Here is a 23,292-nt window from a genome sequence, read left to right on the forward strand (position 1 = left end):
ACGTTGCGTTCATTGCCATAACAGTGCTAATAGTAAAAAAGAGCGCGCGCAGGGCTGCGCGCAACGATTCTTAACGCAGGACAATAGGGAAGATCATGATTGCGATTCACTCCTTAAGGATTGAAAACACGCCGGTGACTCTCCGGGAACTGGCGCTGGTGAAAGTAAGACAGGCAATCATCTCGGGCTATTTTAAAGCGGGCGATCGTCTGGTTGAACGCTCACTGTGTGATGAGCTGGGTGTCAGTCGTACCGTGGTGCGGGAAGTGATCCGTTATCTGGAAGCGGAAGGCCTGATTGAAAATCTGCCCAAAAAAGGGCCTATCGTGGCGCGGCTCACCTGGGAGGTTGCGCAGCAGATCTACAGCATACGGCAGCTGCTTGAATCTGCAGCCGCAGAGGATTGCGCCCGTACAGCCACAGCGGAAGACAAGCAGGCGCTGCACACGCGGCTGATGCGGATTGCCAGCGCTTCTGAACATCATGACGATATAGAACGGGTTGAAGCGTCGCAGGCGTTTTACGAAACGCTGTTTTCGATTGCAGAGCATCATATCGCCTGGGAAATCGTGCAGCGGCTCAACAGCCGCATCAGCCGTCTGCGCGCCCTGACGCTGCGTAGTCCTGAGCGTCAGGTTGCCGGATTTGAACGTATGTCGCGTATTTACGCTGCGGTTGAAGCCAGCAATCCGCAGCAGGCCAGAGAAGCGGTGATTCAGCATCTGACGGAAGCGGCGCAGCTGGCGAAAACAATTCTGACGACGGAGGAGTAGCGATGACTGCTTACTGGATAGCTCACGTTACGGTGCATGATGCTGAGCGCTATCAGCGTTACCGGGATCTCGCACCGGCAGCTTTTGATAAATATCAGGCGACCTTTCTTGCACGCAGTGAGCACGCGCTGACGCTGGAAGGTAAAACCTATGCCCGCCATGTATTAATCGCGTTTCCCGATTATCAGACGGCCGTTGAGTGTTACCATTCGCCAGAATATCAGCAGGCGCGGGCAGCGCGGGCTGACATTGCTGAAGCGATGATCGTTATTACTCAGAGCGCAGACTAAACCAGGAACGCTACCGTTATCTTTAAATTATTTATCTGTTCAGCAAAATTAACTCATCGAACAAAATTCGTACGCCTGCGTAATCGTTGCTACTATAGTGACGCTAAACAGCAATGCGTTGCTGACGAGAAAGTTTACCGGTTATCGTTCGCCTGCCCGCCTCGCGGGCTTTTTTTTGCCTGCCGTTCAGCCTTTATCTGCCAGGCGCGGACGTTCCGGGCGAAATCCCAGTCCGATAAGGCGTCCGAACAGATGCCGCAGAAACGGGTAGCGGCTGATGAACTGTGGCACTTTGGATGGCGCGCTGCGCGTGCGTTTTTTACTGCTCATCTTGATCTGCAGAAACTGCGTGGCGACCGTGGGAAACTGACGCCGCCGCTGGACTTTCTGCAGCGTTTTAAGGTTTACCTCACCTTTCAGCAGCGCGGGCGTCAGCAGATTAGCGGTGGCCACTGCATCCTGAATCGCCAGATTGACCCCTACGCCCCCGATAGGCGACATTGCATGCGCTGCATCACCGATACAGAGGACGCCTGGCCGGCACCAGCTATCGAGACGATCGATTCGAATCGACAGCAGGTGAAACATCTCCCAGCCGGTCAGCGCCTGCATACGCGCTTCACTGAACGGCGCAACCTCAGCAAGCTGTGTAATAAACGCTGCGATATCGGTCTCTTTCAGTCGCTCAAACTCGCCTTTTTCGATGGTATAGCCACACTGCCAGTAGTCACCGCGATCGATCACGATAAAATTCTGTTTCGGCCCTTTATGACCCATTCCGAGCGCCGGATCGTCGGGCTGTTTAGCGAGTGAAAACCACAGCACATCACGCGGCGCGCCAAAATTCTGGCTGGTTAATCCCGCTTTAGCACGAACCTGCGAATGACGGCCATCTGCCCCGACCACAAGCGGCGCATGAATAGTGTGACCCTGTAACGTCGTCAGGCCAGTAATCCGATCTCCCTCTCTGATGAAGTCAGCAAAGCCGGTATCGTGCAGCAGGGTAAAATTATCAAAGGCGCGGGCTTTACGGGCCAGAAAATCGAGAAAATCCCACTGCGGCATAAAGGCGATAAAACGGCAGCGCACCGGCAGGCGGGAAAAGTCCGCCATAGTGATCTCTTCGCCGCCAACTTCCGCCTGCAGTTTCTCAGTGCGCTGATGCGGCAGCGTTAACAGCTCATCCAGTAATCCAAGCTGGTACATGATCTCCAGCGTGGAAGGATGGATCGTGTCGCCACGAAAATCACGCAGAAAATCCGCATGTTTTTCAATAACAATAACGTTTACGCCGGCGCGCGCCAGCAGGTATCCCAGCATCAATCCTGCCGGGCCACCGCCTGCAATACAGCAGTCAGCATAGAGAGATTTATCGTTTTGCATTCTGTCAGTTCCGCATCAATTCACTGAGAATAATTATCATTTATATAGCATATTATTACCGCAGGACGATAATCAGAGGTGCTTTAACACATTTTTAGCAATCGCAGCGCTGCAATATTCTGTAAACATTAAAATAGCGTGTTTCATATAGTTTCCTTGCGGACGCCGCAGCTTATTCCAGGCTTAAGAGATAATTTTTCACACGAGATAAGCAGCCATGAAAGAGCAGAACCGGGATGTCGGCATTAAACCTTATGGAGGCTCAGCGGGCGGCTGGGGAGCACTGAAAGCGGTAGCAGATGCGATCCGGCATCAGATGGCGGTAAAACAGGATGTTATCGCCTTATTCAAGGTCAACCAGCCTGAAGGGTTTGATTGTCCGGGCTGCGCCTGGCCCGATCCACGTCACGCCTCCTCATTTGAATTTTGCGAGAACGGTGCCAAAGCGGTTTCCTGGGAAGCGACCAGTAAACGCACTACGCCTGCCTTTTTCGCCGCGCATACCGTCAGCGAACTCTGGGAGCGCAGCGCTTTTGAACTGGAAGGTGAAGGACGCCTGACCCATCCCATGAAATATGATGCAGCCAGCGACACTTATCAGCCGATTGAATGGGACACGGCGCTGCAGGAGATTGGCGCGCTGCTGCGCGGTTATGACGATCCTGATAGCGTTGAATTTTACACCTCCGGCCGCGCTTCAAATGAAGCGGCCTTTCTCTGGCAGCTGTTTGCCCGTGAATATGGCACAAACAACTTTCCCGACTGCTCGAATATGTGCCACGAACCCACCAGCGTAGGCCTGCCAGAGTCGATTGGCGTTGGCAAAGGTACAGTAGAGCTGGAGGATTTTGATCATGCCGATCTGGTGCTCTGCATTGGACACAACCCTGGCACCAACCATCCGCGTATGCTGGGAACACTGCGGGAAGTGTCAAAACGCGGCGCGAAGATTGTTGCCATCAATCCATTGCGCGAGCGCGGGCTGGAACGCTTTACCTCACCGCAAAGTCCGATTGAAATGCTCTCAATGGGGTCCACGCAGCTGGCTTCAACCTACTACAAGGTGCGCGTTGGCGGTGATGCAGCCATGCTTAAAGGCGTAATGAAAACGCTGCTGGCTATGCACGATAAGGCGCTGGCGGCCGGTGAACCGCCGGTTCTGGATGAAACCTTTATCAGTGAACATACTGAAGGTATTGCGGCGCTGAAAGCCGATCTGGACGACACCAGCTGGGATCATATCCTGAAAGTTTCTGGTATGGATATCGCTGAGATCCAGAACATTGCCCACCTCTACGCCGCCGCAGAAAACACCATTATCTGCTACGGGATGGGTATAACCCAGCATCAGTACGGCACGCAGAATGTGCAGCAGATTGCGAACCTGCTGCTGCTGCGCGGCAATATCGGCCGCCGCGGCGCGGGCATTTGTCCGCTACGCGGGCACTCAAATGTTCAGGGCGATCGCACGGTTGGCATCACAGAGATCCCCTCACAGACCCTGCTGGACAGTCTGCAGAAGGTCTTTGGCTTCACGCCCCCGCAGCAGCACGGGCACGGCGCGGTGGCGGCGATTCAGGCGATTCGCGACGGGCGCTCAAAAGCGCTGCTGTGCCTGGGCGGTAACCTCGCCGAAGCCATCTCCGATCCGCAAATCACCTTTGAAGCGATGCGCAAGCTTGATCTGGTGGTTCATATGGCGACGAAGCTCAACCGCTCTCACCTGCTGATGGCTAAGCACAGCTACCTGCTGCCGGTGCTGGGACGTACGGAAAGGGATCGCCAGGCTTCGGGCGATCAGAGCGTGACCGTGGAAGATTCTATGTCAATGGTTCACGCCTCGCGCGGCACGCTGGAGCCTGCATCTCCGCATCTTAAATCGGAACCGGCGCTGGTTGCCGGACTGGCCAAAGCGACGCTGCCGGCCTCCCGCGTAAACTGGGACAAAATGGTCAGCGACTACAGCAACATTCGTGATGCCATTGAAGCCGTGTTTCCTGCTTTTGAGAACTTTAACCAGCGCGTTATGCAGCCGGGCGGTTTCCGTCTGCATAATGCGGCGTCTGAACGTGTCTGGCTGACGCCGTCAAAGCGCGCGCAGTTTAAAGTGATGCAGGGGATCAATGAGGATCCGCGCTCGCTGAGGTGTCACGATCTGGTGCTGACCACGCTGCGCAGTCACGATCAATACAACACCACGCTATACGGGCTAAACGATCGGTATCGGGGCATTACCGGGCGGCGCGATGTGCTGTTTATTTCCGCTGATGAAGCGGAGAGCCGGCAGCTGCGCTCCGGGGATACGGTCGATATGACCGCGCTCGATCCGCAGGGTAACCGCACCCATCGCCGTATGAAGAACCTGACAATCGTGATTTATGACATGGCCCCCGGATCGGTAGCCGCTTACTATCCGGAAGCGAATATTATGGTGCCACTCGACAGCCACGATACGCAAAGCGGTATTCCCGCCTATAAAAGTATCCCGGTGGTGATTGAGCCTTCCGCTGCCACACAGGCTGACAGCAGCGGCGTGCTGCGTTAAGGCTATGGCCCCGGATACGCATTACCACGCTATCCGGGGCCGCAACTCAGTGGCGTATAGCACAGCCGCATTGCGACATTTCGCCGGGAATATATTTCCCCTGATGGGAGTGCCGCACTTCCAGTTCACCCTGCTGCCAGCCGCTGTTGTTGTCAGCGCCCTGCTCCAGTAACCGGTTTAACGTTTCTGTCACCCGCAAATCGCTGCGCGGGGCCCAGCGGGTAAGATGCCAGGTGGACATCGCCGCTTCAGCCACGTTACCGTATCCCGTTACCGCAACGTGTGCGCCCTGACCAAAATCACGCACAGCCTGCAGCGCGCCAAACGCCAGCTCATCACTGCTGCACACCAGCGCGTTGATACGTTCGGCGGCACGGGTTTTCTTCAGATACGCCATCATCGATTGATACGCCTCTTCGCGCCGCTCACGGCCGGCTGTCAGCAAAAGCTGCACCTCTTTTTCCTGCGTCTGCAGGCCAGCATTGACGCCTGCCAGCTGACGAGCTATCTCCGGCGTTTCACCGGCATGCATAAAGCCCGTCCGCTGATGCCCCTGAGAAAGCAGTAGCAGCGCGAGCGCTTCGCCTGCGCTGTAGCGATCGCTGGCCAGCGTCTGTGCATCCGCATGAAGCTGCGCAACCGCAGGCAATATCTCTGCTGCCAGGCTCTGTTCATCGTCACAGACAGAAGAGAGGAACAGCAGATGCGTGACCGGCAACGCCGCGGCATTCTGCAGCGCCTGCTGCAGTTCACTGCGTGATTGCACATGAATCAGGATGCTGACCAGGCCACGTTTGGTGAGCTGAGCGCTGAATGCGCTGAGCTGACAGGCGGTTGCCGCATTTTCAGGTGTGCGGCAAACCAGCGCAACCAGTGAAGAAGAAACTGACATCGAAGAGGCTCCTGCCAGTCCTGACTGGCGTGATGAAGGTGATAGTCTCTATTCCACGTTACCCGAATAATTCATTATCGCCAATGACCGGCTGTACGCCCTGATGGATACTCATGCGCCGGACGAAGGTTCAGCCACCGTACAGGATAACGTGAGCCGCTGATGAACGATGTCCTTAAAATCAATTTGCGCCGGCAAATGGTACACTGTTGCCACTTATATTCTGTTTGCGGGATGTTTATGCACGTGACTATTGATCAGGCCGATCGGCCTTTTATCCACCGGCTGCTGGGCAGCGAGCCTGAAAGCATCGCAGCCAGCTCCGCTGACGCGCAGCGACTGCAGCAGGCTCTGGTTATTGCTCGTCAGCAGAAAAACCATGAAGCCGATCTCGACTGGAAACGTAACGCGCTCTACCTGGTGCTGTTTCTGTTTTTGTATGGCGTCCTCGGCGCATCGTTAACGCTTGATCTCACCGGTCTGGCGCAGGATTCGCTGCATAAAAGTATCGCTTATGCCCTGCAGGCGGTGCCGGTGCTGATCGCTTTCTCGGGCCTGTTTATCTCGCTGCTGTTTCTGTTTGTGACGCGCGGCAGCGCGCGTCGTCTGCGCAGCTGGGACCAGGGCATCTGGATACTTGAGAAATACACAGGCTGTAACCTCAGTATGCAAATCAACGAAATGGGCGCGCGCGCGACAAATTATTCACAATCCGCTATCAGCGTGGCGCTGGCGCTGTTTATCTGTGTGACCTGGGTGGTGATGTATAACTTCTTTACCTTTACCACCAGTGGCGTCATTGGCAGCGTGATTTCTCTGTTTATCACCACCATGACTTACGTCATGCTCGATATTCAGCTGCTGAAGTCAGGCAAGTCGATCGCCATTGATGAACCTTTAATTCCGTCGGACGACGAGAAAACGTCATAAGTCGGGCAGGTCAGATGCGCGGGTAAGCTGCACCCGCCCGCGCACGCCAGACGTCCCGTCAATCCTTAACTATACTCAGCATGGGATTTTTATGATGTTGTGTAAGGAGTGACAATGAAGATTTGGCCTCTGGTTGCCGTCACCGCGCTTTCATTAACGCTGGTGGCCTGCAAATCGCCTACCCCGCCAAAAGGTGTCAAGCCGGTCTCCGGTTTTGATGCAGAGCGCTACCTGGGTAAGTGGTATGAAATTGCCCGTCTCGATCACCGTTTTGAACGCGGTAAAGATCACGTCACCGCCACCTATAAAAAGCGCAGTGATGGCGGCCTGGTTGTGATCAATCGCGGCTACGATCCGGTGAAGAAAAGCTGGAGTGAAAGCGAGGGTAAAGCTTATTTCACCGGACGCTCTGACGTCGCGGCCCTGAAGGTCTCGTTCTTTGGGCCTTTCTATGGCGGTTACAACGTTATCGCGCTGGATGATGATTATCAGTATGCGCTGGTCAGCGGCCCGAATCGGGGCTACTTGTGGATCCTGTCGCGTCAGCCGCAGATCCCGGAACAGGTTAAGCGTGATTACGTTAAGCTTGCCAGGGAGCTGGGGTTTGCTACCGATAAACTCATCTGGGTCGATCAATCCTGATAACCCCTTTTCACCGCGGGGTGGTTTGCGGTTACCGCAGGTTTACGGTAACCTTGGCGCCCCTTTTTGCCCGCGAGACGTAACCTGACATGCATTCAAATGATCCTCTGCACGGCGTAACGCTGGAAATGATAGTGACTGCACTGGTGGAGCGTTACGGCTGGGCAGAACTGGCTAAACAGATCAATATCAACTGCTTTAAAAGCGATCCCAGTATCAAGTCGAGCCTTAAATTTTTGCGGCGTACCCCCTGGGCACGTGCAGAAGTTGAAGCACTCTATCGGGATATGTTGTCGGAACAGCCTGAGAAAGATTGCGCTGATGCCGGATTTAATCCGTGGACGCAGGGCAATAAACAGGATCATTAAGCATTATCAGGCAGGGCTGAATACCACCCTGCCGTGAATCTGTTACTGCGTATGTTTATCCGCTTCTTTCTCTTTTTTATTCGCCATGTGGTGACCTACTGCACATCCTGCTGCCGCACCGGCTACGCCGTGATGCTTAAGATGCCCTGCCACACCCCCTACCGCAGCCCCTTTCAGACAGCCTTTAGCCTGAACCTGCGTGGTGGCTGACAACAACACCCCTGCAGTGAATAAAGCAAATGCTATTTTACGCATATTCGTATCCCCGAAAATAAATGCAGATTGCATTCATGCTGAATATAGTAATGAAATTCCGGAATATCGAATTAAAGGCCTGAGATGGGTATTATTAATGTGTAACCAGAAATAAGTTACTAAAGGTTAAAATTAGCGAAAAGACGTGTCGCTGTTCTTATTCGATATTATTTAAAGTTTCATCAAATAAAAAAGATAATAGCCAGGTAGATAATGCAGAGAAGTGCAGTGATTTATATGCAGGGTCTGGCAGAAGCGACGGTGCAGGGTCGCCTGGTTTATCCACATTCCGCGTGAAAAGAGCAGGCGCAAACCTGTGGATAACCTTCTGCAGCCCGCATGGCAGGTACGCTGCCAGCAACTGTTCATTTTTTGAACAATTAAAGCAGCAAAGCCGCCCGCAGGCGGCCTTAACACTCATCACGCTGAATTATTTGTAGAGTTCAGCCGTCATATGCACACGGTTATTCGTATTGGCTTCAGTAATTTTATACTGTGCGCCCTGCTCCTGAGCCTGCGCTGCTATTTTAGCTTCTGCACCGTCCAGCGTACCGGAAGTGACAGAGATGCTCTGTGCAAAGCTCGCACCTGATACCAGCGTCAGGGCAGTTACGGCAGCAATTGAGAAAGCTTTCATGGTTTTCATACTTTTTTCCTTAATGTCTGTTTTAAGGCACACGCCTTCGATAAGAGATATAGTAACAAATGAAACTATACATATATTGATAATAAATGCGTTTATTGTGATCATGCTAATCAAAATTCGCAGCCTGTCACACAGTTTATTTCACTGAGATTGACGTGTGAAATCTAACTGGCTTAACGCTTCGGATGCGGACTCTGTTGCGATGAAGAGAGAATAAGCGTATTGACGCTAGTTTAAAAGCTAAGCATTTTGCCGTTTTTGTTCATATTTTTTGAATAAAATTCAGGCATAAAAAAACCGCCTGAAGGCGGTTTTCTTTAAGGAGGCTGGCGTTTCAGCGCTGGTTCTCTCTGCTTCACAAAGACAGATTACCTTCAGACTTTTTTCTTATAGTTGAAACTGATCTGTGAGCTTTGTTCGCGCGGCAACCGGCGCGCCTGCAGATAAACAGATTTCCAGTAAGGATTATTGAGTGACGAACGCATCACGCCCTGACTGACTGACGCATGCAGGAACTGCCGGTCAGTGTCATAAAAGCCTACGTGCAGCTCATGCCTGATGCGGAAAAACACCAGATCGCCTGGCTGCAGATGGGCCTGATCCACCGGCTTGCCCATCGCAATAAGTTCTCGTGTTGTCACGCGTTCCATCGGAATGTTAAAGCGGTCTTTCAGCGTACGCCAGACAAAGCCTGAGCAGTCAACGCCGGAGAGCTGCGTGCCTCCCCACTGGTATTTTGTCCCCTGCCAGGAGTGCATTTGATCGTGCAGTGCAGCAATAACCGGGATCAGATCGGGCTGTTTATCACCAGAAAGCGCAACTTCAGCACTGTCAGGCGGAGGCGCTTCATGATGTTTTTTCGCACATCCAGCCAGTGTAAACAGCAGCAGAGTAGTGATAAGAGTACGGCTTGCGGTGATAGTCATGGGTTGTCATTTCGCCCGGCTTATTGATGAAAGATTTATACCGTAAAAAAGCAGTACAGTTAAACCCGCAGCGGGAAAATCCTCACTCTCTCCCCGTTATTTACCTTAATTTACAAAAAGGTAACATCATGTTTATACGCAGAAAAACAGGATAAAAATCGATTTTGACAGGTGCCGTGGGTCGCGCGTACTGAACGAGCTAATTTTAGCTGCTGTTTCAGGAAAGAGGAGCAGGGAAAAGAAAAATTTCAGGCAGTCATAAGAAGGGATAAAGAAGATGTCCCGGTTAACTCTGATAGCCAGCCGGGACCTGAGGATTACTCTTCAGCAGCAATAGCAGTCAGCGACTCAATTTGCTGCCAGAAATTCTCGGACAGGGAGCGCACCAGCGGAACGGGTTCGCTGACGGCCTGTTCTATAGCGACAAGAAGTTGCTGTGTATCACTGTTGTTGTTTTTTAGAAGTGTTGTCATAACGCAATAACCTGGTGAAATGTATCAGCGGGTTATTGTAAGGATCTGGTACTAAAAATAAATAAACGGACCGCACAAATCTGCCGCTGATTTGAGGCTTTTGTGCGTTTTGCGCATAACTTCACAGGATGAAAACAGACCAGGTACATCAGTTTTACAGATTCAAAACAGAGCGGTAAAAAATAGCGTTTACACGTAACGTCTGCCGCTCGCCTGGGGCGGCGGCAGAACCAGAGCGCTTACTGCGGGATAATGTTTTCCGCTTTAAGACGATCAAACAGCTGAATGAAAGAGTCAACGGACGAACGATAACCGGTAAAACCGGCTTTGCGGCTTTTGCTCATGTCTGTAAACACTTCCATCGGACGACCAAGATCGGCATCGGTATGCCACCATGACGCCAGCTTACTGATATCCGCTTCCCGCAGCTGATAACGCGCGGCGATCTCCTGCCAGATTTCAGCCGCCTCCTGCATTCTCTCTTCCAGCGGCGACGTCTGAGCCGGTAATTCTGCAGGCTCAATACCAAAATAAGCTGCCAGCTGCGGCCACATCCAGTTCCAGCGGAAAACGTCGCCGTTAACTGCATTGAAGTCCTGATTCGCTGCGCCTTCTGCTGTAGCCGCCCAGACCAGCTGTTCAGCCAGCAAACCGGCATCCGTCACATCCACCAGGCCATTCCACTGCTCAGGCGAGCCGGGGAAGACAAACGGCCAGCCTTTTTCACGACACAGGGTGGCATAAACGGCCAGCGTCTGACCCATATTCATCGCATTACCGAGTGCAAAGCCAACGATGGTGTGCGGACGGTGCACGCTCCAGCGATAGTCATATTTTTCGGCACCGGCAAACAGCTCATCCTCCTGCGCATAGTAGAAGTTATCCACCGGCTGACGACCCTGCTCTTCACGAAACGGCGTAACCGGCACGGCACCTTTACCGTAGGCTTCAAAAGGCCCCAGATAGTGCTTAAGGCCGGTGACCAGCGCCACGTGGGCACCCTGCAGCCGTTCGCCCAGCGCCTCAATGACGTTGCGTACCATGCCGCCATTAACGCGGATATTCTCTTTTTCATTTTCCTGACGTGCCCAGACGCTGAAAAACAGCGCATCGGGTTTTTCCTGCGCCAGCGCATCGCGTACTGCATCGCTGTCAGTAAGATCGGCAGTGAGGCTACGACAACCGTCCGGTACGGCACCGCGTCCGCGTGACAACCCGGTAACGTCCCAGCCCTCTTTCTGCAGCTGTTCTGCCAGTGCACGTCCGATAACGCCGCTGATCCCTACGATGAGTGCGTGTTTTTTCATCATGATTCTCCCGTTAGTTTATTAATATTCAGCCTAATAGAGAAATCAGTTCTTATCTCTGGTAAAAATTCACTTCATTTCTGAATTGAGTTCATGAATAGATGCACGATCACCGCCTGAAAGATATCGTTCCCTTTGTTGCCAGCGTGGAATGCGGCAGCTTTGCTGCGGCAGCGCAGCGGCTGCATCTGACCGGTTCAGCGATCAGTAAAAGTGTGACCCGGCTTGAAACGCGTCTCGGTTCGCGGCTGCTGGAGCGCACCACGCGCAGTCTGAAATTAACCGATGCCGGCAGCGCCTACTATCAGACCTGTCTGCGGGTGATGGAGGAGCTGGCCGAAGCGGAATCGGTTCTTGCCGCGCAGCGGACAATCCCATCCGGACGCCTGCGACTGGCCCTGCCCAGCACCTATGGGCGGCTGGCGGTGATGCCGCTGCTGATCGCTTTTTGCCAGCAGCATGCGGAGGTAGAGCTAAACCTGACGTTTTCCGATCGTTTTATCGATCTGTTTGAGGAGGGGATCGATCTGGCCGTACGCATTGGCGGTTCACCGGATCTCCCTGCGTCGCTGGGCTATCGTCATCTCGGGCGCGAACGGATGGTATTTTGCGCGGCACCTGGCTATCTGGCACGCCACGGCTACCCCGCAACGGAAAGCGAGCTGCTGCTGCATCCGGCGGTGATGTATGAACGGGTTGATGGTACGACGAAACCCTGGCTGCTGACCACGGCAGAAGGACACGCTTACTGGCGTAATGTACCGCACCGCATGGCGCTGGGCGATGTTGACGCACAGGTGCAGGCCGTCTGCGCCGGACTCGGCGTGGCGCAGATGCCCTCCTGGCTGATCGCCGGGCCACTGCAGCGTGGCGAGCTCGAAATCATTCTGCCGCAGCAGCAGCCAGACGGCTTTGCGCTTTCACTGATCTGGCCGCGCCGCAAGCAGCTGTTACCGAAAGTTGATGCGCTGCTGACGGCGCTTGAACAGTTACCTATCCGTTAGCCACTCAGCGTGCATCCGAATGTGCAGTGGTCACAAATTTGATATCAGTGGGCGTGGCAATTTTTACCGCCTCGCCTTTCGCCTCCAGCTCGCCGCTCTCTTCATCGAAAGAAAACAGCGAAATAGCGTTAGTGAAGACATTGGTCACGTACAGATAACGACCGGTGGCGTCGAAAGATATCGCCCGGGGTTCAATGCCGCCTGCCGGGTAGCGTACAGGCGCTTCCGGTTTGCCGTCACGACCAATCCGGAATACCAGCAGATGGTTGTGCGAACCGCGGTTGGACACAATCAGAAATTTGCCCTGCGGGCTAAGCATGATTGCGCCGCCGCTTCTCTGATCCGCCGTAGCGTTATCGGGTGCTATGTCCGTACTCGCGATGCGTTCCGGTTTCTCTCCCGTAAACCGCCAGGTTTCGATCACAGCCGCCATTTCTGCAATGACCCAGGCGTAGTGACCATCGGCTGAAAATACCATATGGCGCGGCCCGGCACCGGGTGAAAAGGTCATATCGCGTGCCGGATCCGGCTGCAGCGGTGTGGCTGAATGTGCGTCGTAGCGATAAGCATAAAGCGTGTCACCTCCCAGATCAGCGGCATAAAGCGTTTTTCCATCCGGCGCAAAAGTCACTGAGTGAGCATGTCCGCTCTCCTGACGCTCATCCACCACGCCGCTGCCTTCAGCAAACGGAAAGTGCTGCACCGGCGCACCCAGCGACCCATCCTGGTTCACCGGCAGTACGGCAATGCCCGCACCGCCTTTATCACCCGAATAGTTGGCGACCAGCAGATAGCGGCCATCGGGGCTGAGCGTGGCGTGTGTTGGCTCATCACCGTGGCTGGTTATCGTGTTGATCACTTTCACGGTGCCATCAGCCGCAACCGACAGTGCGGTTACGCTGCCCGCCTTCTCTTCGTTAGTGGTATACAGGAAGCGCCCGTCGGCAGACTTCACCAGCCATGAAGGACTCTTCATCTTTACCACGTCCAGCGGGGTAAGCGTTCCGTCACTGTTCATCTTCAGCCGGTACAGGCCTTCGCTCGGCTGTGCCGGTTTTTCAGCGGCTGGTGCATCAGGCACGCTGGTCCAGGTGCCCACCAGAGCAATTTGATTTTCGCTGTTTTGTGCCATTACATTTCCCCCAAAAGTAAAAAGAGCCAGTGACAGTGCTACTGAAAGGCGCGTCAATGCACCAGGCGTAGCGGATTTCAACGGTATAAGCATCGTTATGGTTATCCTGCAGTCCAGAGGTGTGATACAGCGTAGTCAGGAAACGGGCAATCTGGCAACGATCCTGCAAGCCGTCTATAGGAGTTAGTCAACAATCTGATTCTGCGATTAACACTGCCTGCCAGAGATGATTTAATAGCTTTTTCTCTGCCTGGGACGGATATATGTTGCCGTTTTCAAATGGATTTTTGCTTAGCCTCTCCTTATGCCTCGATATTGGTCTTGCCAATATCGCCATGCTGACCCTGGCGATGCAGCGCGGTTTTCTGCAGGGTTTCTGGCTGGGTGTCGGCACCTGCATCGGCGATTTGATCTATGCCCTGCTGGCGCTGGCGGGTATGGCTATGGTGCTGCAATTTGCGCCTGTGCGCTGGGCATTATGGATTGGCGGTGGCCTGTTATTAATCTGGTTTGCCGGGCGTATGCTTTATGCTGCGCTGATAAAGTCTGTTGCCATGCCGGCAGCTGAAGCCGCGCCCCCTCAGCCGCTGTCACGGGAATTCCGGCGCGGAGTAGTACTGGCGATGTCATCGCCAACCGCCATTCTCTGGTTTGCCAGCGTTGGCGGCGCGCTGATTGCGCGTATGGGTAACCAGAGTGCAGGCGCCACGACGGAATTCCTGAGCGGCTTCTTTATTGCAGGTTTACTCTGGAGCGGTGTGATCTGCCTGACAGGCGCGCTGGGCGGCAAAATGCTGGGTGGGAAGCTGCTGAGGCTCTCTTATCTCGCCTCAGCGCTGATTTTCTGCTATTTCGCGGTGTACGTTATCTGGTCAGGCTATCAGGAATTTATCCTGATGTGAGCAGGCCTGCCCCTTTACACGCCGGCAATCTGCCTGAGTTCGGTTTCCGCACCGGGCGCCACTGCCAGCACCTGCGCGCCTTTCAGCAGGCGGTCGCCTTCGGTATTGAACGGGTGATACCAGCCCCCCGCCTCTTTCACCAGGCAATACCCCGCCAGACAATCCCAGGCGTGCATATAGGGTTCAAAATAGCCTACCACCCGCCCTGCGGCGACCCATGCCAGCATCAGAGCGCCTGAGCCAATACGAATAAAGTTGCCGCCCGCCGCCAGCAGCGACGCAAGCAGCCTGCCAACCTCTTCCGGACTGACGTGGCTGTTGGCACCAAAACCGGTGACATGGTTTTGCAGGGTGCGCGCGGGATCAACCTGCAGTAACGTGCCATTCAGGGTTGCGCCTGCGCCGAGAGAGGCGGCATAACACTCCTCGTAAACCGGCGCATAAATAACGCCAACCACCGGTATTCCCTCATGCAGCACGGCCACTGATACGCACCAGTTAGGCATCCCGTTAAGAAACGGGCTGGTGCCATCGATAGGATCCACCACCCAGGTATAACCAGATGAGCCGGGCTGCAGGCCATACTCTTCTCCCAGGAAACCATCCTGCGGAAACCGGTGGCGGATCTGGTCGGCTATCAGCTGCTCAACTTCACGATCGGCACGGGACACCACATCCTGCAGATCATATTTTGTTTCCACCACTAGCGATTCACGCTGCCGGAACCATGCCAGCGCACTTTCGCCCCCCGCCCGCGCAACCTGTTCAGCCAGCTCCCGTCGCGCCTGTAGCGCACTGCTTGATGTCTCACTCATGACGCTTCCTCTTATCAGCCGGCAATCAGAGCCAGCCCCTGTGGTTTGAAATCGACGCCTACCCGTGCAGTCAGCGGCAGCTGCTGCTCCATCTGTGCATCGACGATAAACAAGGCGCCCAGCTCAGTGCTCACTTCATATTCAATATGGTCCCCCAGCCAGGTGCAGTGCGTGACTTCACCCGCCAGCGCGCCGGTGCCGTGTGAGCTGAGCGTAATAAACTGCGGGCGAACGGAGAGGCGGGCAGTACCGGCGCGTACGCCATTATCCGGCACGCGATAGCGCTGGTTTCCCAGCCGGATCAGTGCCTCACTGCCCGCTACCTGCTCAACTTCACACGGCAGGATATTGGCCTCCCCCATAAAATCGGCAATAAATTCTGAGGCCGGACAGCGGTAGAGCGTTTCCGGGGCGCCCTGCTGGGCAATGTCACCCTCTTTCATGACAATGATTTTATCGGAAACCGCCAGCGCCTCTTCCTGATCGTGCGTGACATAAACCGCTGTAAAGCCAAGCCGTTGCTGTAAATCGCGGATATCGGTTCGCACCCGGCGACGCAGCCGTTCATCCAGGTTAGAAAGCGGTTCATCCAGCAGCAGTACCTGTGGCTCCAGTACCAGTGCGCGCGCCACCGCAATGCGCTGCTGCTGACCGCCCGACAGCTCTGAAGGCAGACGCTGCCCCTGACTCTCCAGTCCCACCAGCTTCAGACCCTCACGCGCGCGATCCTGCGCCTCACGCTTCGCCATCCCGGACGACTGCAGCCCGTACATGATATTGTCCAGCGCACTCATATGGGGGAACAGCGCGTAACTTTGAAACACCATTGCAACGTCACGTTCATTGGCGGGGAGACGGGTAACATCTTTTCCGCCAATCAGGATCCGCCCGGAGGTAGGATGCTCCAGCCCGGCGAGCAGGCGCAGCGTGGTGGTTTTACCACAGCCGGAGGGGCCCAGCAGCGTCACCAGTGTACCCGGCTCTACGGTGAGCGAGAGATCCGGCAGCGCGTTAAAGCCGGCAAAGCGCTTAGTGACGTGTTCAAATACAACGGAACCTGCTTTGATGGCACTCATACAGCACTCTCCTGCGTTAAGGATGGGGTAATAGGTGGCGCGGCGACATCCACCGGGCGCGCTGCACGGCGCAGCCGGCGCTCACCCACCAGCCACTGGAACAGGCCGATAATCAGCAGCATGACAAAGATCAGTACGGTGGAGTACGCAATAGCCACGCCATACTCCCCGTTTTCCACCAGGCCCACGATGTAGGACGTCGCCATGTTGTACTGCGCGCTGACGAGGAAAATCACTGCACTGATGGAGGTGATAGCGCGCACGAAGGCGTAGACCAGCGCGGCGCTGATCGCCGGTTTCAGCAGCGGCAGGACCACTTTGCGCAGCGTGCGGAAGCTGCTGGCGCCCAGCGTCAGTGATGCTTCATCCAGGCTTTTGTCGAGCTGGCTCATGGCGGCAATGCCGCCGCGCACGCCCACCGGCATATTACGGAAGACAAAACAGGCGATCAGGATCATGGCCGTACCGGTGATCTCCAGCGGCGGCAGGTTATAAGCCATGACATAGCTTACGCCGATAACCGTACCGGGAATGGCAAAGCTCAGCATGAGCAGAAACTCAAACGTCTGCCGGCCGGCGAACTTCTGGCGGACAATCAGCCAGGCGGTCAGCAGCCCGACGATAGCGGTGAGCGGCGCGGCGATCAGCGCAATTTCCAGCGTGGTCCAGAAGGAGTTCCACGCCACCCCGCTCCACAGCAGATGGCCATCGCTGATGCTGACGCGGAAAGCACGCACATAGTGCTCAACCGTCAGCGCACTGTTCAGGCCCCACGACTGCACGAAGCCTCCGACCAGAATCATGCCGTAGACCACCAGGGTAAAGAGGCCCCACGGGATCACCAGCCCATAGACGCCGCCGCGCAGCAGCGGCGGCAGCTGGCTGTGCTGACCGCCATCCCCTTTGCCGGTCACGGTGGCAAAGTTTTTACCGCCCAGCCACAAACGCTGCAGCACAAAGGCAGCCAGCGTGAAGCAGAGCAGGATCATCGCCAGCACCGCCGCCCGGCTCGGATCGTTCTGCGCCCCTACAACCGAAAAGAAAATTTCTGTCGAGAGCACGCCGTGGCTGCCGCCCAGCACCATCGGGTTGCCGAAATCGGCCATGCTCTCGATAAAGCTGATCAGAAAGGCGTTTGCCAGGCCTGGCGCCATCAGCGGCAGTGAAACGCGGCTGAAGGTGCGCCAGCGATCGGCACGCAGCGTCTGCGACGCCTCTTCCAGCGAAGGGCTCACGCCTTCGGCCACGCCAATCAGCACCAGAAAGGCGATCGGCGTAAAGGAGAGCACCTGCGCGATCCAGATCCCGGTCAGGCCGTAGAGCCAGCGCCCGGGCTCTATGCCAAACAGCGCGGCCAGATGTTCCGTTACCACACCCGAACGACCAAACAGCAGGATCAGCGCCAGTCCGATCACAAACGGCGGCGTGATGATCGGCAGAATGGTCAGCATACGCAGCGCTTTTTTACAGGGCAGCGGGGTACGCGTGGCGGCGAGCGCAAAAGCGAGGCCCAGCAGCGTGGAGCCGGTCGCCGTCATCAGCGCCAGCCAGAGCGTGCGCCAGGCTGTCCCGCAGCTACCGCCTGCCAGACAGGAGAGGCTCCAGATCGAGGGATCCTGCAGGTTAGCTAACAGGCCATCGGGTTGAAAGCTGCCGTCAACGTCCTGTACGGAGACCACAAACATACTCAGCACCGGATAAAGCACAAATACGCTGACCAGCGCGGTGATCAGCACCAGCGCCGCCACGACAAACGCATCCCCTCTCAGCACGCCGCGCTCCGCCAGCGCAAAGGCGAAAAGCAGCAGAAAGGTGGTCAGCAGAAGAATTGCGCCTGCTCCCATTGCAGGCTGCCCCTGTTCCAGCGTACCAAACTGATTCTCCAGCCACAGCCAGCTCCAGCCGCTGTAGCCAATGGCATGGCCCTCAATCACCAGAAACAGTACGCCCAGTGCGCTGAAAAGCAGCAGCAGCGCGCTGCGCTGTCTGCCCGGCAGCAGGCCGCTCAAACCGCACAGCAGCCAGAGTGCCAGCGCTCCCCCCAGCCACGGATGTGCCCCGAGTTGCCACAGCGCCGGGGCGCTGGCCTCATCGCGCCAGAGCGACAGGATCCAGCCGGTATCAAAAAAACCCGCTTCCAGGCTGTACCAGGGCAGCAGCGTCAGCGCTACGGCACCCAATAGCAGTGCGCCTGTCAGACGACGATTATGTGAATTCATATAACACCTCGAACGGGAGGGATCGGGCTGATGCAATCGGCACCAGCCCGGGATGTCTGTCTGCAGACGTGGATTTACTGCGCGCCAGAGCCGATCTCTTTATCCCAGCGACCGAGCAGCGCTTTACGTTTGGCCGTATCGCCATAGGTTTTGAAGTCATAATCGATCAGTTTGATGTTCTCAAAACGTGGCGCATATTCTGAGATTTCCGCTTTACGGTTAGAGGGCAGCTGGAATGATTTCGCCTCTTTCATATGCGACTGCGCTTCCGCGCTGAGCGCCCAGTCATACCAGACTTTGGCATTCGCCAGATTGCGGGCGCCTTTCACAATTGACATCGAGCCAATTTCGTAGCCGGTGCCTTCACACGGCGCGACGGTTTTTATCGGGAATCCATCAACCTGCATGGCGACTGCATCGTGCATAAACACAATGCCGACCGTCGCTTCACCTCGCGCTGCGGCTTTCACCGGTGCCGAACCCGACTTGGTATATTGTGAGATATTGGCATTGAGCTTTTTCAGATAATCAAAGGCCTTATCCTCACCCATGATCTGCACCAGCGTGGCCAGCGTGTTGTATGCCGTGCCGGATGAATTCGGGTTGGCGATCTGAATTTCGCCTTTAAACGCCGGATCAAGCAGGTCGGCCCAGCAGGTGGGTTCTTTCAGTTTTTTCTCTGCCAGCAATTTCGTGTTGTATCCCCAGCCCAGCGCGCCCGCATAAATCCCCACGGTGCGATAACCGGCATTTTCCGCCTGTTTCTGCGCCCACGGCTGCTGCTGATCGAGCAGCTTTGATTTGTAGACCTGCGTCAGCCCTTCTGCCGCCGCCTGCATATGTGGATCGCCGGTGCCGGCCCACCAGATATCGGTACGCGGGTTACGTGCTTCGCTGCGCAGCCGGGCATAAGCCTCTCCGGCTGACAGCCGCACCATGCTGACTTTGATATCGGGATGACTCTGGCTGAAAATACGCGTCATCTGCTCGCATACCACGACGTCTGCTGAACAGATCATATTCAGGTTGCCCGCTGCTGAGGCGGTAAGCGGCAGGCCGGCCGCTGAGAGTGAAAGCGCAACGGCCAGGGGGATGATTCGCATAGTTGTCTCCTGTCGGGAAGAGGTGTGCTGATTCATTATTATTTGCACGTGTGTGCAAATTAGTAACGGACAGAAAATAAGCTGTCAAACGCTGTAAGCTGCAATTGACTGCCTGTGTCACAAAATTGCAACATTTGAGTTCAGAGATAATTTGCACACCTTTGCAATTTGCGGCAGACTCCATTAAGCGACGGGAGTTGAGGAAGTGATAATGCAAAACGATAAAGCGGTTGTCAGCGCGCAGGATGTGGCAGCGCGGGCAGGTGTCTCACGGTCGGCGGTATCGCGTGCTTTTACCCCGGGTGCCAGCGTCTCTGCAGCAACGCGGGCCCGGGTGATGAAAGCCGCGGAGGAACTGGGCTATCACGTGAATCATCTGGCTCGCGGTCTGGTGCGTAACCGCAGCGGCATTGTCTGTCTGATCGTCTCAGAGATCGCCACGCCTTATCGCGCTACGCTGGTGAGATGGCTGACGCAGTTTCTGCAGGAGGCGGGCAAAGTGGCGATGGTGATCAACACCGATCGCTCCGACAACAGCGTGTCGGCAGCGCTGCTGCAGGCGATTAATTTTCGCGCCGACGCATCCATTATCCTTTCAGGCATGCCGGATCGTGCCATCACTGCCCAGTGCTACCGGCACGGACAGCGCATCATTCTGATTAACCGCGATGAAGCGCTGCCAGGCTCGCTCAGCATTCATCTGGACGCGCAAAGTGCTGCTGAAACCGCCGTTATGGCCTTTCAGCGTGCGGGCTGCCGCCACCTTGCATTCGCTAACTCACTGGCGGGCACGCCCAGCCTGCAGAAACGTGAAGCGGCGTTTCTGGCCGTTGCGGAGGCCGCTGGCCTGCACGTTACCGTAGAGAGGTTTGGTACTACTTCTTACGAAAGCGGACAGATTCTGGCGCATCGTCTGCTGACGCGCGCGCAGCGGCCCGATGCAATATTCTGCGTGACCGATCTTATCGCCTGCGGTGTGATGGATGAAGCGCGTCACCGTTTCCGGCTGCGGGTGCCGGACGATCTCTGCCTGTTCGGTTATGACAACATCGCGCAGGCGGGCTGGGCATCCTATAACCTGACGACCTTTGCACAGCCGGTAGAAAAGTTTGCCCGTGACGCCGTGGCCTGGCTTAGCGCCACGGAATCGGGCGAGAACGACGCATCCGGCGCTGATGAACAGCCGCCTGCGTCGCGTCTTTATCAGGCAGAAGTGATCTGGCGAGGCTCGGTGCGCGGCGGATGATATCGTGTCAGGCGCGCCGATCACTCATGCAGCACCAGCCCTTTAATAGCTTTATCCACCGCTTTTTTCGGACCATACAGCGCAAGGCCAACCAGATTCATCTCTTCCGCATTTTCTGCCAGAAACACCTCGCGGTTAGCCGCGTCGTTTCCGGTAGAAAACATCGCTTCCACGTAGGGTATCAGCGTCAGTTCACGCTCCAGCCCCTGGCGATGCGCACGCTGCAGACCAGAGAGATTGCCGGAAAACACGCGCATCGGTTGTCCGGCGATCCGGCCATAGTGACGCCCCTGCGCATCGATATAGGGTTCTCCCAGCATCTCAGGCGCGCCTGCAGCCAGGCCGGTCGCGATAAACGCCACCACGTTCAGACGCTGCCAGGTGGCTAAATCATCGCGTACGATCAGGGCAATTTTGGTATCAGACATAGAACACAGCTCTCTTTCAGACGGAAAAGGCTATCATTCCTGACGTGGCGGGGCGCCGTATAGAAGATTTGTGCACGCGCGCTGATACGTTGCCGGCGTCATATGCCAGGCGCGCCGAAACCAGCGGCCGAGATGGCTCTGATCGGCAAACCCGGTCCGGGCGGCAACCTCCACCGGCGCGATGCCCTGCGCCAGCAGCGCACGCGCTGCACGCAGCCGCAGGCGCACCAGATAAGCGTGCGGCGACTGACCAAATGCCTGCCGAAACTGGCGCGTCAGGCGAAAACGATCGAGCCCGGCAAGACGCGAGAGTTCGTCGAGTCCGATATCCTGTGCCATAAAATCATGCAGATAATCACGCAGCAACAGCATCTGACGCTGTGCCGCCGTCTCAGGCCGGTCCGGACGCACTTCAAGATGCCGGGACAGAAGGTTCATCAGCTGATCCAGCGTCTGATCGCGCGCCAGACGCCCTTCGCGCTGGTGAAGGGCATACCACGCCTCTTCCGTGGCGCGGGCAAGCTGCACGTCATCGGTCAGCGTATGCCGGAATGCACCGCCCATCCGTGCAATATCACCCTGCCCGCGCTGCTGCATCATGTCAGCCACCCACGGCTGTGGCAGATAAAGCATGACATAAGTAAAACCCGCAGCCTCCGGCGCGTGGCCATCATGCACTGCGCCCGGCTCAATAAGTATGACGCGGCCGGGCGTACTGGTATGCAAGGCACGGCGGCAGTTAAAGCGCTGCAGGCCCTGCCGGGTTACCCCGACCAGCAGCTCATCGTGATCGTGTGCATCGTAAGCGTGCCCGCTAAAATGGGCATTGATACTCTCAATGCCGGTTTCCTGGTCGCGCCGCAGCTCAACCCAATCTTTACTGTCTGACATAGTCTGGTCCATTCCTGCAGCGCCTGAGATCATCTGACAACAGCGTGCGGATAAAATCAGGCGGCCGCAAGCGCAGTGAGCCACGCTATCAGCGCCCGGGCGTCGGGCTGCTGCAGCGTACGCTGCGGCCAGACAAGGTAGTAAGGTTTACTGAGCGGCAGGCTGTAGCTGTCTGCGATAACCAGATCGCCCCGGGCCAGCTCAGCGGCAATCAGGCGTCGTTGTCCCAGCAGCAGCCCGGCGCCAGCCACCGCAGCATCTATCGCCAGCGAAGTCAGGTTAAAGGTAAAAGCGGGCTGCGGCGCGGGTTCGCCAGTGCCGCGCGCCTGCAGCCAGCTTCGCCAGTCCGGCAGAAAGCGCCCCTCATTACCCCAGTCGAGATGGATCAGCGGTGCCTGGTTAAATAACCGATCGCGCGGGTAGCGCTGCAGCAGCGCCGGGCTGGCTACCGGCAGCACTTCATCATGAAACAGGCGCTGTTTCTCCAGCTGCGGATAGCGATCCTCGCCGAACACGATGGCGAAATCAGCCGGCGTGGCGCTGAAATCGACCTGCGCATGGGTGCCATGCAGGCAGAGATCGCTCGCAGGGCAGCGCTCCCGCCAGTGATTCAGCTGCGGCATCAGCCACTTTGATGCCAGCGCCGGCAGCGCGTAGAGAGTCAGCGCGGGTCGGATGGCGGCCTGACGCAGGTTGAGTTGGCCCATGCGCAGGATATCAAACGCTTCTGAGACGTAGCGCAGATAGGCTCTGCCACTTTCTGTCAGCATGACACCGCTTTGCGTACGCACAAACAGGGCGTGTCCCAGCAGCGTCTCCAGCTGGCGGATCTGCTGGCTGATCGCCGCCGGCGTCAGCGCCAGGTGCGCGGCTGCTTTTGCAAGACTGCCCAGCTCCGCAGCAGCTTTGAACGCGAGAATAAGGTTGATTTTTGGCAGACGCGAAGCACTGACGGACATTAACGTTTCCTTAGCAGGGCAGTAATGATTTATCGCTACGCATTCCCGCCGCAGCATCGTAGAGTTTTCAGCATACTGTTGCTACCG

At 56.1% G+C, this 23,292-nt stretch carries 24 protein-coding genes; 9 read left to right on the forward strand and 15 right to left on the reverse strand.

Annotation, left to right across the window (positions count from 1 at the left end):
* The first annotated feature begins 95 nt into the window (after positions 1 to 95).
* Both BBA90_RS00830 and BBA90_RS00835 read left to right on the forward strand, forming a co-directional pair.
* The gene (locus BBA90_RS00830; RefSeq protein WP_065647440.1) at positions 96 to 773 is read left to right on the forward strand and encodes a GntR family transcriptional regulator; all 678 of its coding nucleotides are present in this window, start codon (positions 96 to 98) and stop codon (positions 771 to 773) included.
* Between the two features lie 2 nt (positions 774 to 775).
* Entirely contained in the window at positions 776 to 1,063 is a 288-nt protein-coding gene (locus tag BBA90_RS00835) for a DUF1330 domain-containing protein (RefSeq protein ID WP_065647441.1), read from the forward strand.
* A 186-nt stretch (positions 1,064 to 1,249) separates the two neighbouring features.
* On the opposite strand, the gene BBA90_RS00840 is transcribed toward BBA90_RS00835, so the two are convergent.
* Positions 1,250 to 2,446: an FAD-dependent oxidoreductase gene (locus BBA90_RS00840; protein WP_065647442.1), complete on the reverse strand. Its 1,197-nt coding sequence runs from the start codon at positions 2,444 to 2,446 to the stop codon at positions 1,250 to 1,252.
* Between the two features lie 217 nt (positions 2,447 to 2,663).
* Here BBA90_RS00840 and BBA90_RS00845 point away from each other — a divergent pair, with 217 nt between their 5' ends.
* On the forward strand, positions 2,664 to 4,991 hold the full coding sequence (locus BBA90_RS00845) for an FdhF/YdeP family oxidoreductase (protein ID WP_065647443.1): 2,328 nt from the start codon (positions 2,664 to 2,666) through the stop codon (positions 4,989 to 4,991).
* Between the two features lie 46 nt (positions 4,992 to 5,037).
* Here the strand turns inward: BBA90_RS00845 and BBA90_RS00850 are convergent, their stop codons facing one another.
* Entirely contained in the window at positions 5,038 to 5,883 is an 846-nt protein-coding gene (locus tag BBA90_RS00850) for a substrate-binding domain-containing protein (protein WP_065647444.1), read from the reverse strand.
* 240 nt (positions 5,884 to 6,123) lie between these two features.
* Between BBA90_RS00850 and BBA90_RS00855 the strand changes: the two genes are divergently transcribed.
* The 3 genes from BBA90_RS00855 (at position 6,124) to BBA90_RS00865 (ending at position 7,823) form a co-directional block, all read left to right on the forward strand.
* The gene (locus BBA90_RS00855) at positions 6,124 to 6,813 is read left to right on the forward strand and encodes a hypothetical protein (RefSeq protein ID WP_065647445.1); all 690 of its coding nucleotides are present in this window, start codon (positions 6,124 to 6,126) and stop codon (positions 6,811 to 6,813) included.
* Positions 6,814 to 6,927: 114 nt separating this feature from the next.
* Positions 6,928 to 7,455 (forward strand): outer membrane lipoprotein Blc, encoded by a 528-nt coding sequence (gene blc / locus BBA90_RS00860; RefSeq protein ID WP_065647446.1) that lies wholly within the window; start codon positions 6,928 to 6,930, stop codon positions 7,453 to 7,455.
* 89 nt (positions 7,456 to 7,544) lie between these two features.
* Complete coding sequence (locus tag BBA90_RS00865) at positions 7,545 to 7,823, forward strand: VF530 family DNA-binding protein (RefSeq protein WP_065647447.1); 279 nt, start codon at positions 7,545 to 7,547, stop codon at positions 7,821 to 7,823.
* Positions 7,824 to 7,865: 42 nt separating this feature from the next.
* Here the strand turns inward: BBA90_RS00865 and BBA90_RS00870 are convergent, their stop codons facing one another.
* The 5 genes from BBA90_RS00870 to BBA90_RS00885 form a co-directional block, all read right to left on the reverse strand.
* Positions 7,866 to 8,078: a hypothetical protein gene (locus BBA90_RS00870; protein ID WP_065647654.1), complete on the reverse strand. Its 213-nt coding sequence runs from the start codon at positions 8,076 to 8,078 to the stop codon at positions 7,866 to 7,868.
* A 430-nt stretch (positions 8,079 to 8,508) separates the two neighbouring features.
* Positions 8,509 to 8,724: a YdgH/BhsA/McbA-like domain containing protein gene (locus tag BBA90_RS00875; RefSeq protein WP_065647448.1), complete on the reverse strand. Its 216-nt coding sequence runs from the start codon at positions 8,722 to 8,724 to the stop codon at positions 8,509 to 8,511.
* Positions 8,725 to 9,098: 374 nt separating this feature from the next.
* Positions 9,099 to 9,650 (reverse strand): C40 family peptidase, encoded by a 552-nt coding sequence (locus tag BBA90_RS00880; protein WP_065647449.1) that lies wholly within the window; start codon positions 9,648 to 9,650, stop codon positions 9,099 to 9,101.
* A 317-nt stretch (positions 9,651 to 9,967) separates the two neighbouring features.
* Positions 9,968 to 10,123: a hypothetical protein gene (locus BBA90_RS19225; RefSeq protein WP_167350646.1), complete on the reverse strand. Its 156-nt coding sequence runs from the start codon at positions 10,121 to 10,123 to the stop codon at positions 9,968 to 9,970.
* Between the two features lie 239 nt (positions 10,124 to 10,362).
* Entirely contained in the window at positions 10,363 to 11,430 is a 1,068-nt protein-coding gene (locus BBA90_RS00885) for an SDR family oxidoreductase (protein ID WP_065647450.1), read from the reverse strand.
* Positions 11,431 to 11,531: 101 nt separating this feature from the next.
* Between BBA90_RS00885 and BBA90_RS00890 the strand changes: the two genes are divergently transcribed.
* A complete protein-coding gene (locus BBA90_RS00890) occupies positions 11,532 to 12,434 on the forward strand; it encodes a LysR family transcriptional regulator (RefSeq protein ID WP_065647451.1) in 903 nt (300 codons plus the stop codon).
* A gap of 4 nt (positions 12,435 to 12,438) precedes the next feature.
* On the opposite strand, the gene BBA90_RS00895 is transcribed toward BBA90_RS00890, so the two are convergent.
* Complete coding sequence (locus BBA90_RS00895) at positions 12,439 to 13,566, reverse strand: lactonase family protein (protein ID WP_065647452.1); 1,128 nt, start codon at positions 13,564 to 13,566, stop codon at positions 12,439 to 12,441.
* 263 nt (positions 13,567 to 13,829) lie between these two features.
* Between BBA90_RS00895 and BBA90_RS00900 the strand changes: the two genes are divergently transcribed.
* The gene (locus BBA90_RS00900) at positions 13,830 to 14,468 is read left to right on the forward strand and encodes a LysE family translocator (protein WP_065647453.1); all 639 of its coding nucleotides are present in this window, start codon (positions 13,830 to 13,832) and stop codon (positions 14,466 to 14,468) included.
* A 14-nt stretch (positions 14,469 to 14,482) separates the two neighbouring features.
* Here BBA90_RS00900 and BBA90_RS00905 read toward each other — a convergent pair whose 3' ends face one another.
* From BBA90_RS00905 to BBA90_RS00920, 4 genes are all read right to left on the reverse strand, one after another.
* Positions 14,483 to 15,283 carry an inositol monophosphatase family protein gene (locus tag BBA90_RS00905; RefSeq protein WP_065647454.1) on the reverse strand — a complete coding sequence of 267 codons (801 nt, stop codon included), beginning with the start codon at positions 15,281 to 15,283 and terminating at the stop codon, positions 14,483 to 14,485.
* Positions 15,284 to 15,297: 14 nt separating this feature from the next.
* On the reverse strand, positions 15,298 to 16,359 hold the full coding sequence (locus tag BBA90_RS00910; protein ID WP_065647455.1) for an ABC transporter ATP-binding protein: 1,062 nt from the start codon (positions 16,357 to 16,359) through the stop codon (positions 15,298 to 15,300).
* Positions 16,356 to 18,578 (reverse strand): ABC transporter permease, encoded by a 2,223-nt coding sequence (locus BBA90_RS00915; RefSeq protein WP_065647456.1) that lies wholly within the window; start codon positions 18,576 to 18,578, stop codon positions 16,356 to 16,358. Before BBA90_RS00915 ends, BBA90_RS00910 begins: the two co-directional genes overlap by 4 nt.
* A gap of 74 nt (positions 18,579 to 18,652) precedes the next feature.
* On the reverse strand, positions 18,653 to 19,681 hold the full coding sequence (locus BBA90_RS00920) for an ABC transporter substrate-binding protein (protein ID WP_065647457.1): 1,029 nt from the start codon (positions 19,679 to 19,681) through the stop codon (positions 18,653 to 18,655).
* Positions 19,682 to 19,892: 211 nt separating this feature from the next.
* Here BBA90_RS00920 and BBA90_RS00925 point away from each other — a divergent pair, with 211 nt between their 5' ends.
* On the forward strand, positions 19,893 to 20,927 hold the full coding sequence (locus BBA90_RS00925) for a LacI family DNA-binding transcriptional regulator (RefSeq protein ID WP_065647458.1): 1,035 nt from the start codon (positions 19,893 to 19,895) through the stop codon (positions 20,925 to 20,927).
* Between the two features lie 20 nt (positions 20,928 to 20,947).
* On the opposite strand, the gene BBA90_RS00930 is transcribed toward BBA90_RS00925, so the two are convergent.
* The 3 genes from BBA90_RS00930 to BBA90_RS00940 are packed head-to-tail and all read right to left on the reverse strand — an operon-like array spanning position 20,948 to position 23,205.
* Complete coding sequence (locus BBA90_RS00930) at positions 20,948 to 21,355, reverse strand: DUF2000 domain-containing protein (protein ID WP_065647459.1); 408 nt, start codon at positions 21,353 to 21,355, stop codon at positions 20,948 to 20,950.
* 33 nt (positions 21,356 to 21,388) lie between these two features.
* Positions 21,389 to 22,246 (reverse strand): AraC family transcriptional regulator, encoded by an 858-nt coding sequence (locus BBA90_RS00935; protein WP_065647460.1) that lies wholly within the window; start codon positions 22,244 to 22,246, stop codon positions 21,389 to 21,391.
* 56 nt (positions 22,247 to 22,302) lie between these two features.
* Positions 22,303 to 23,205 (reverse strand): LysR substrate-binding domain-containing protein, encoded by a 903-nt coding sequence (locus tag BBA90_RS00940; protein WP_065647461.1) that lies wholly within the window; start codon positions 23,203 to 23,205, stop codon positions 22,303 to 22,305.
* Positions 23,206 to 23,292 lie beyond the last annotated feature (87 nt).

This window comes from Pantoea eucrina (genome assembly GCF_001691555.1).
GTDB lineage: Bacteria > Pseudomonadota > Gammaproteobacteria > Enterobacterales > Enterobacteriaceae > Pantoea > Pantoea borealis.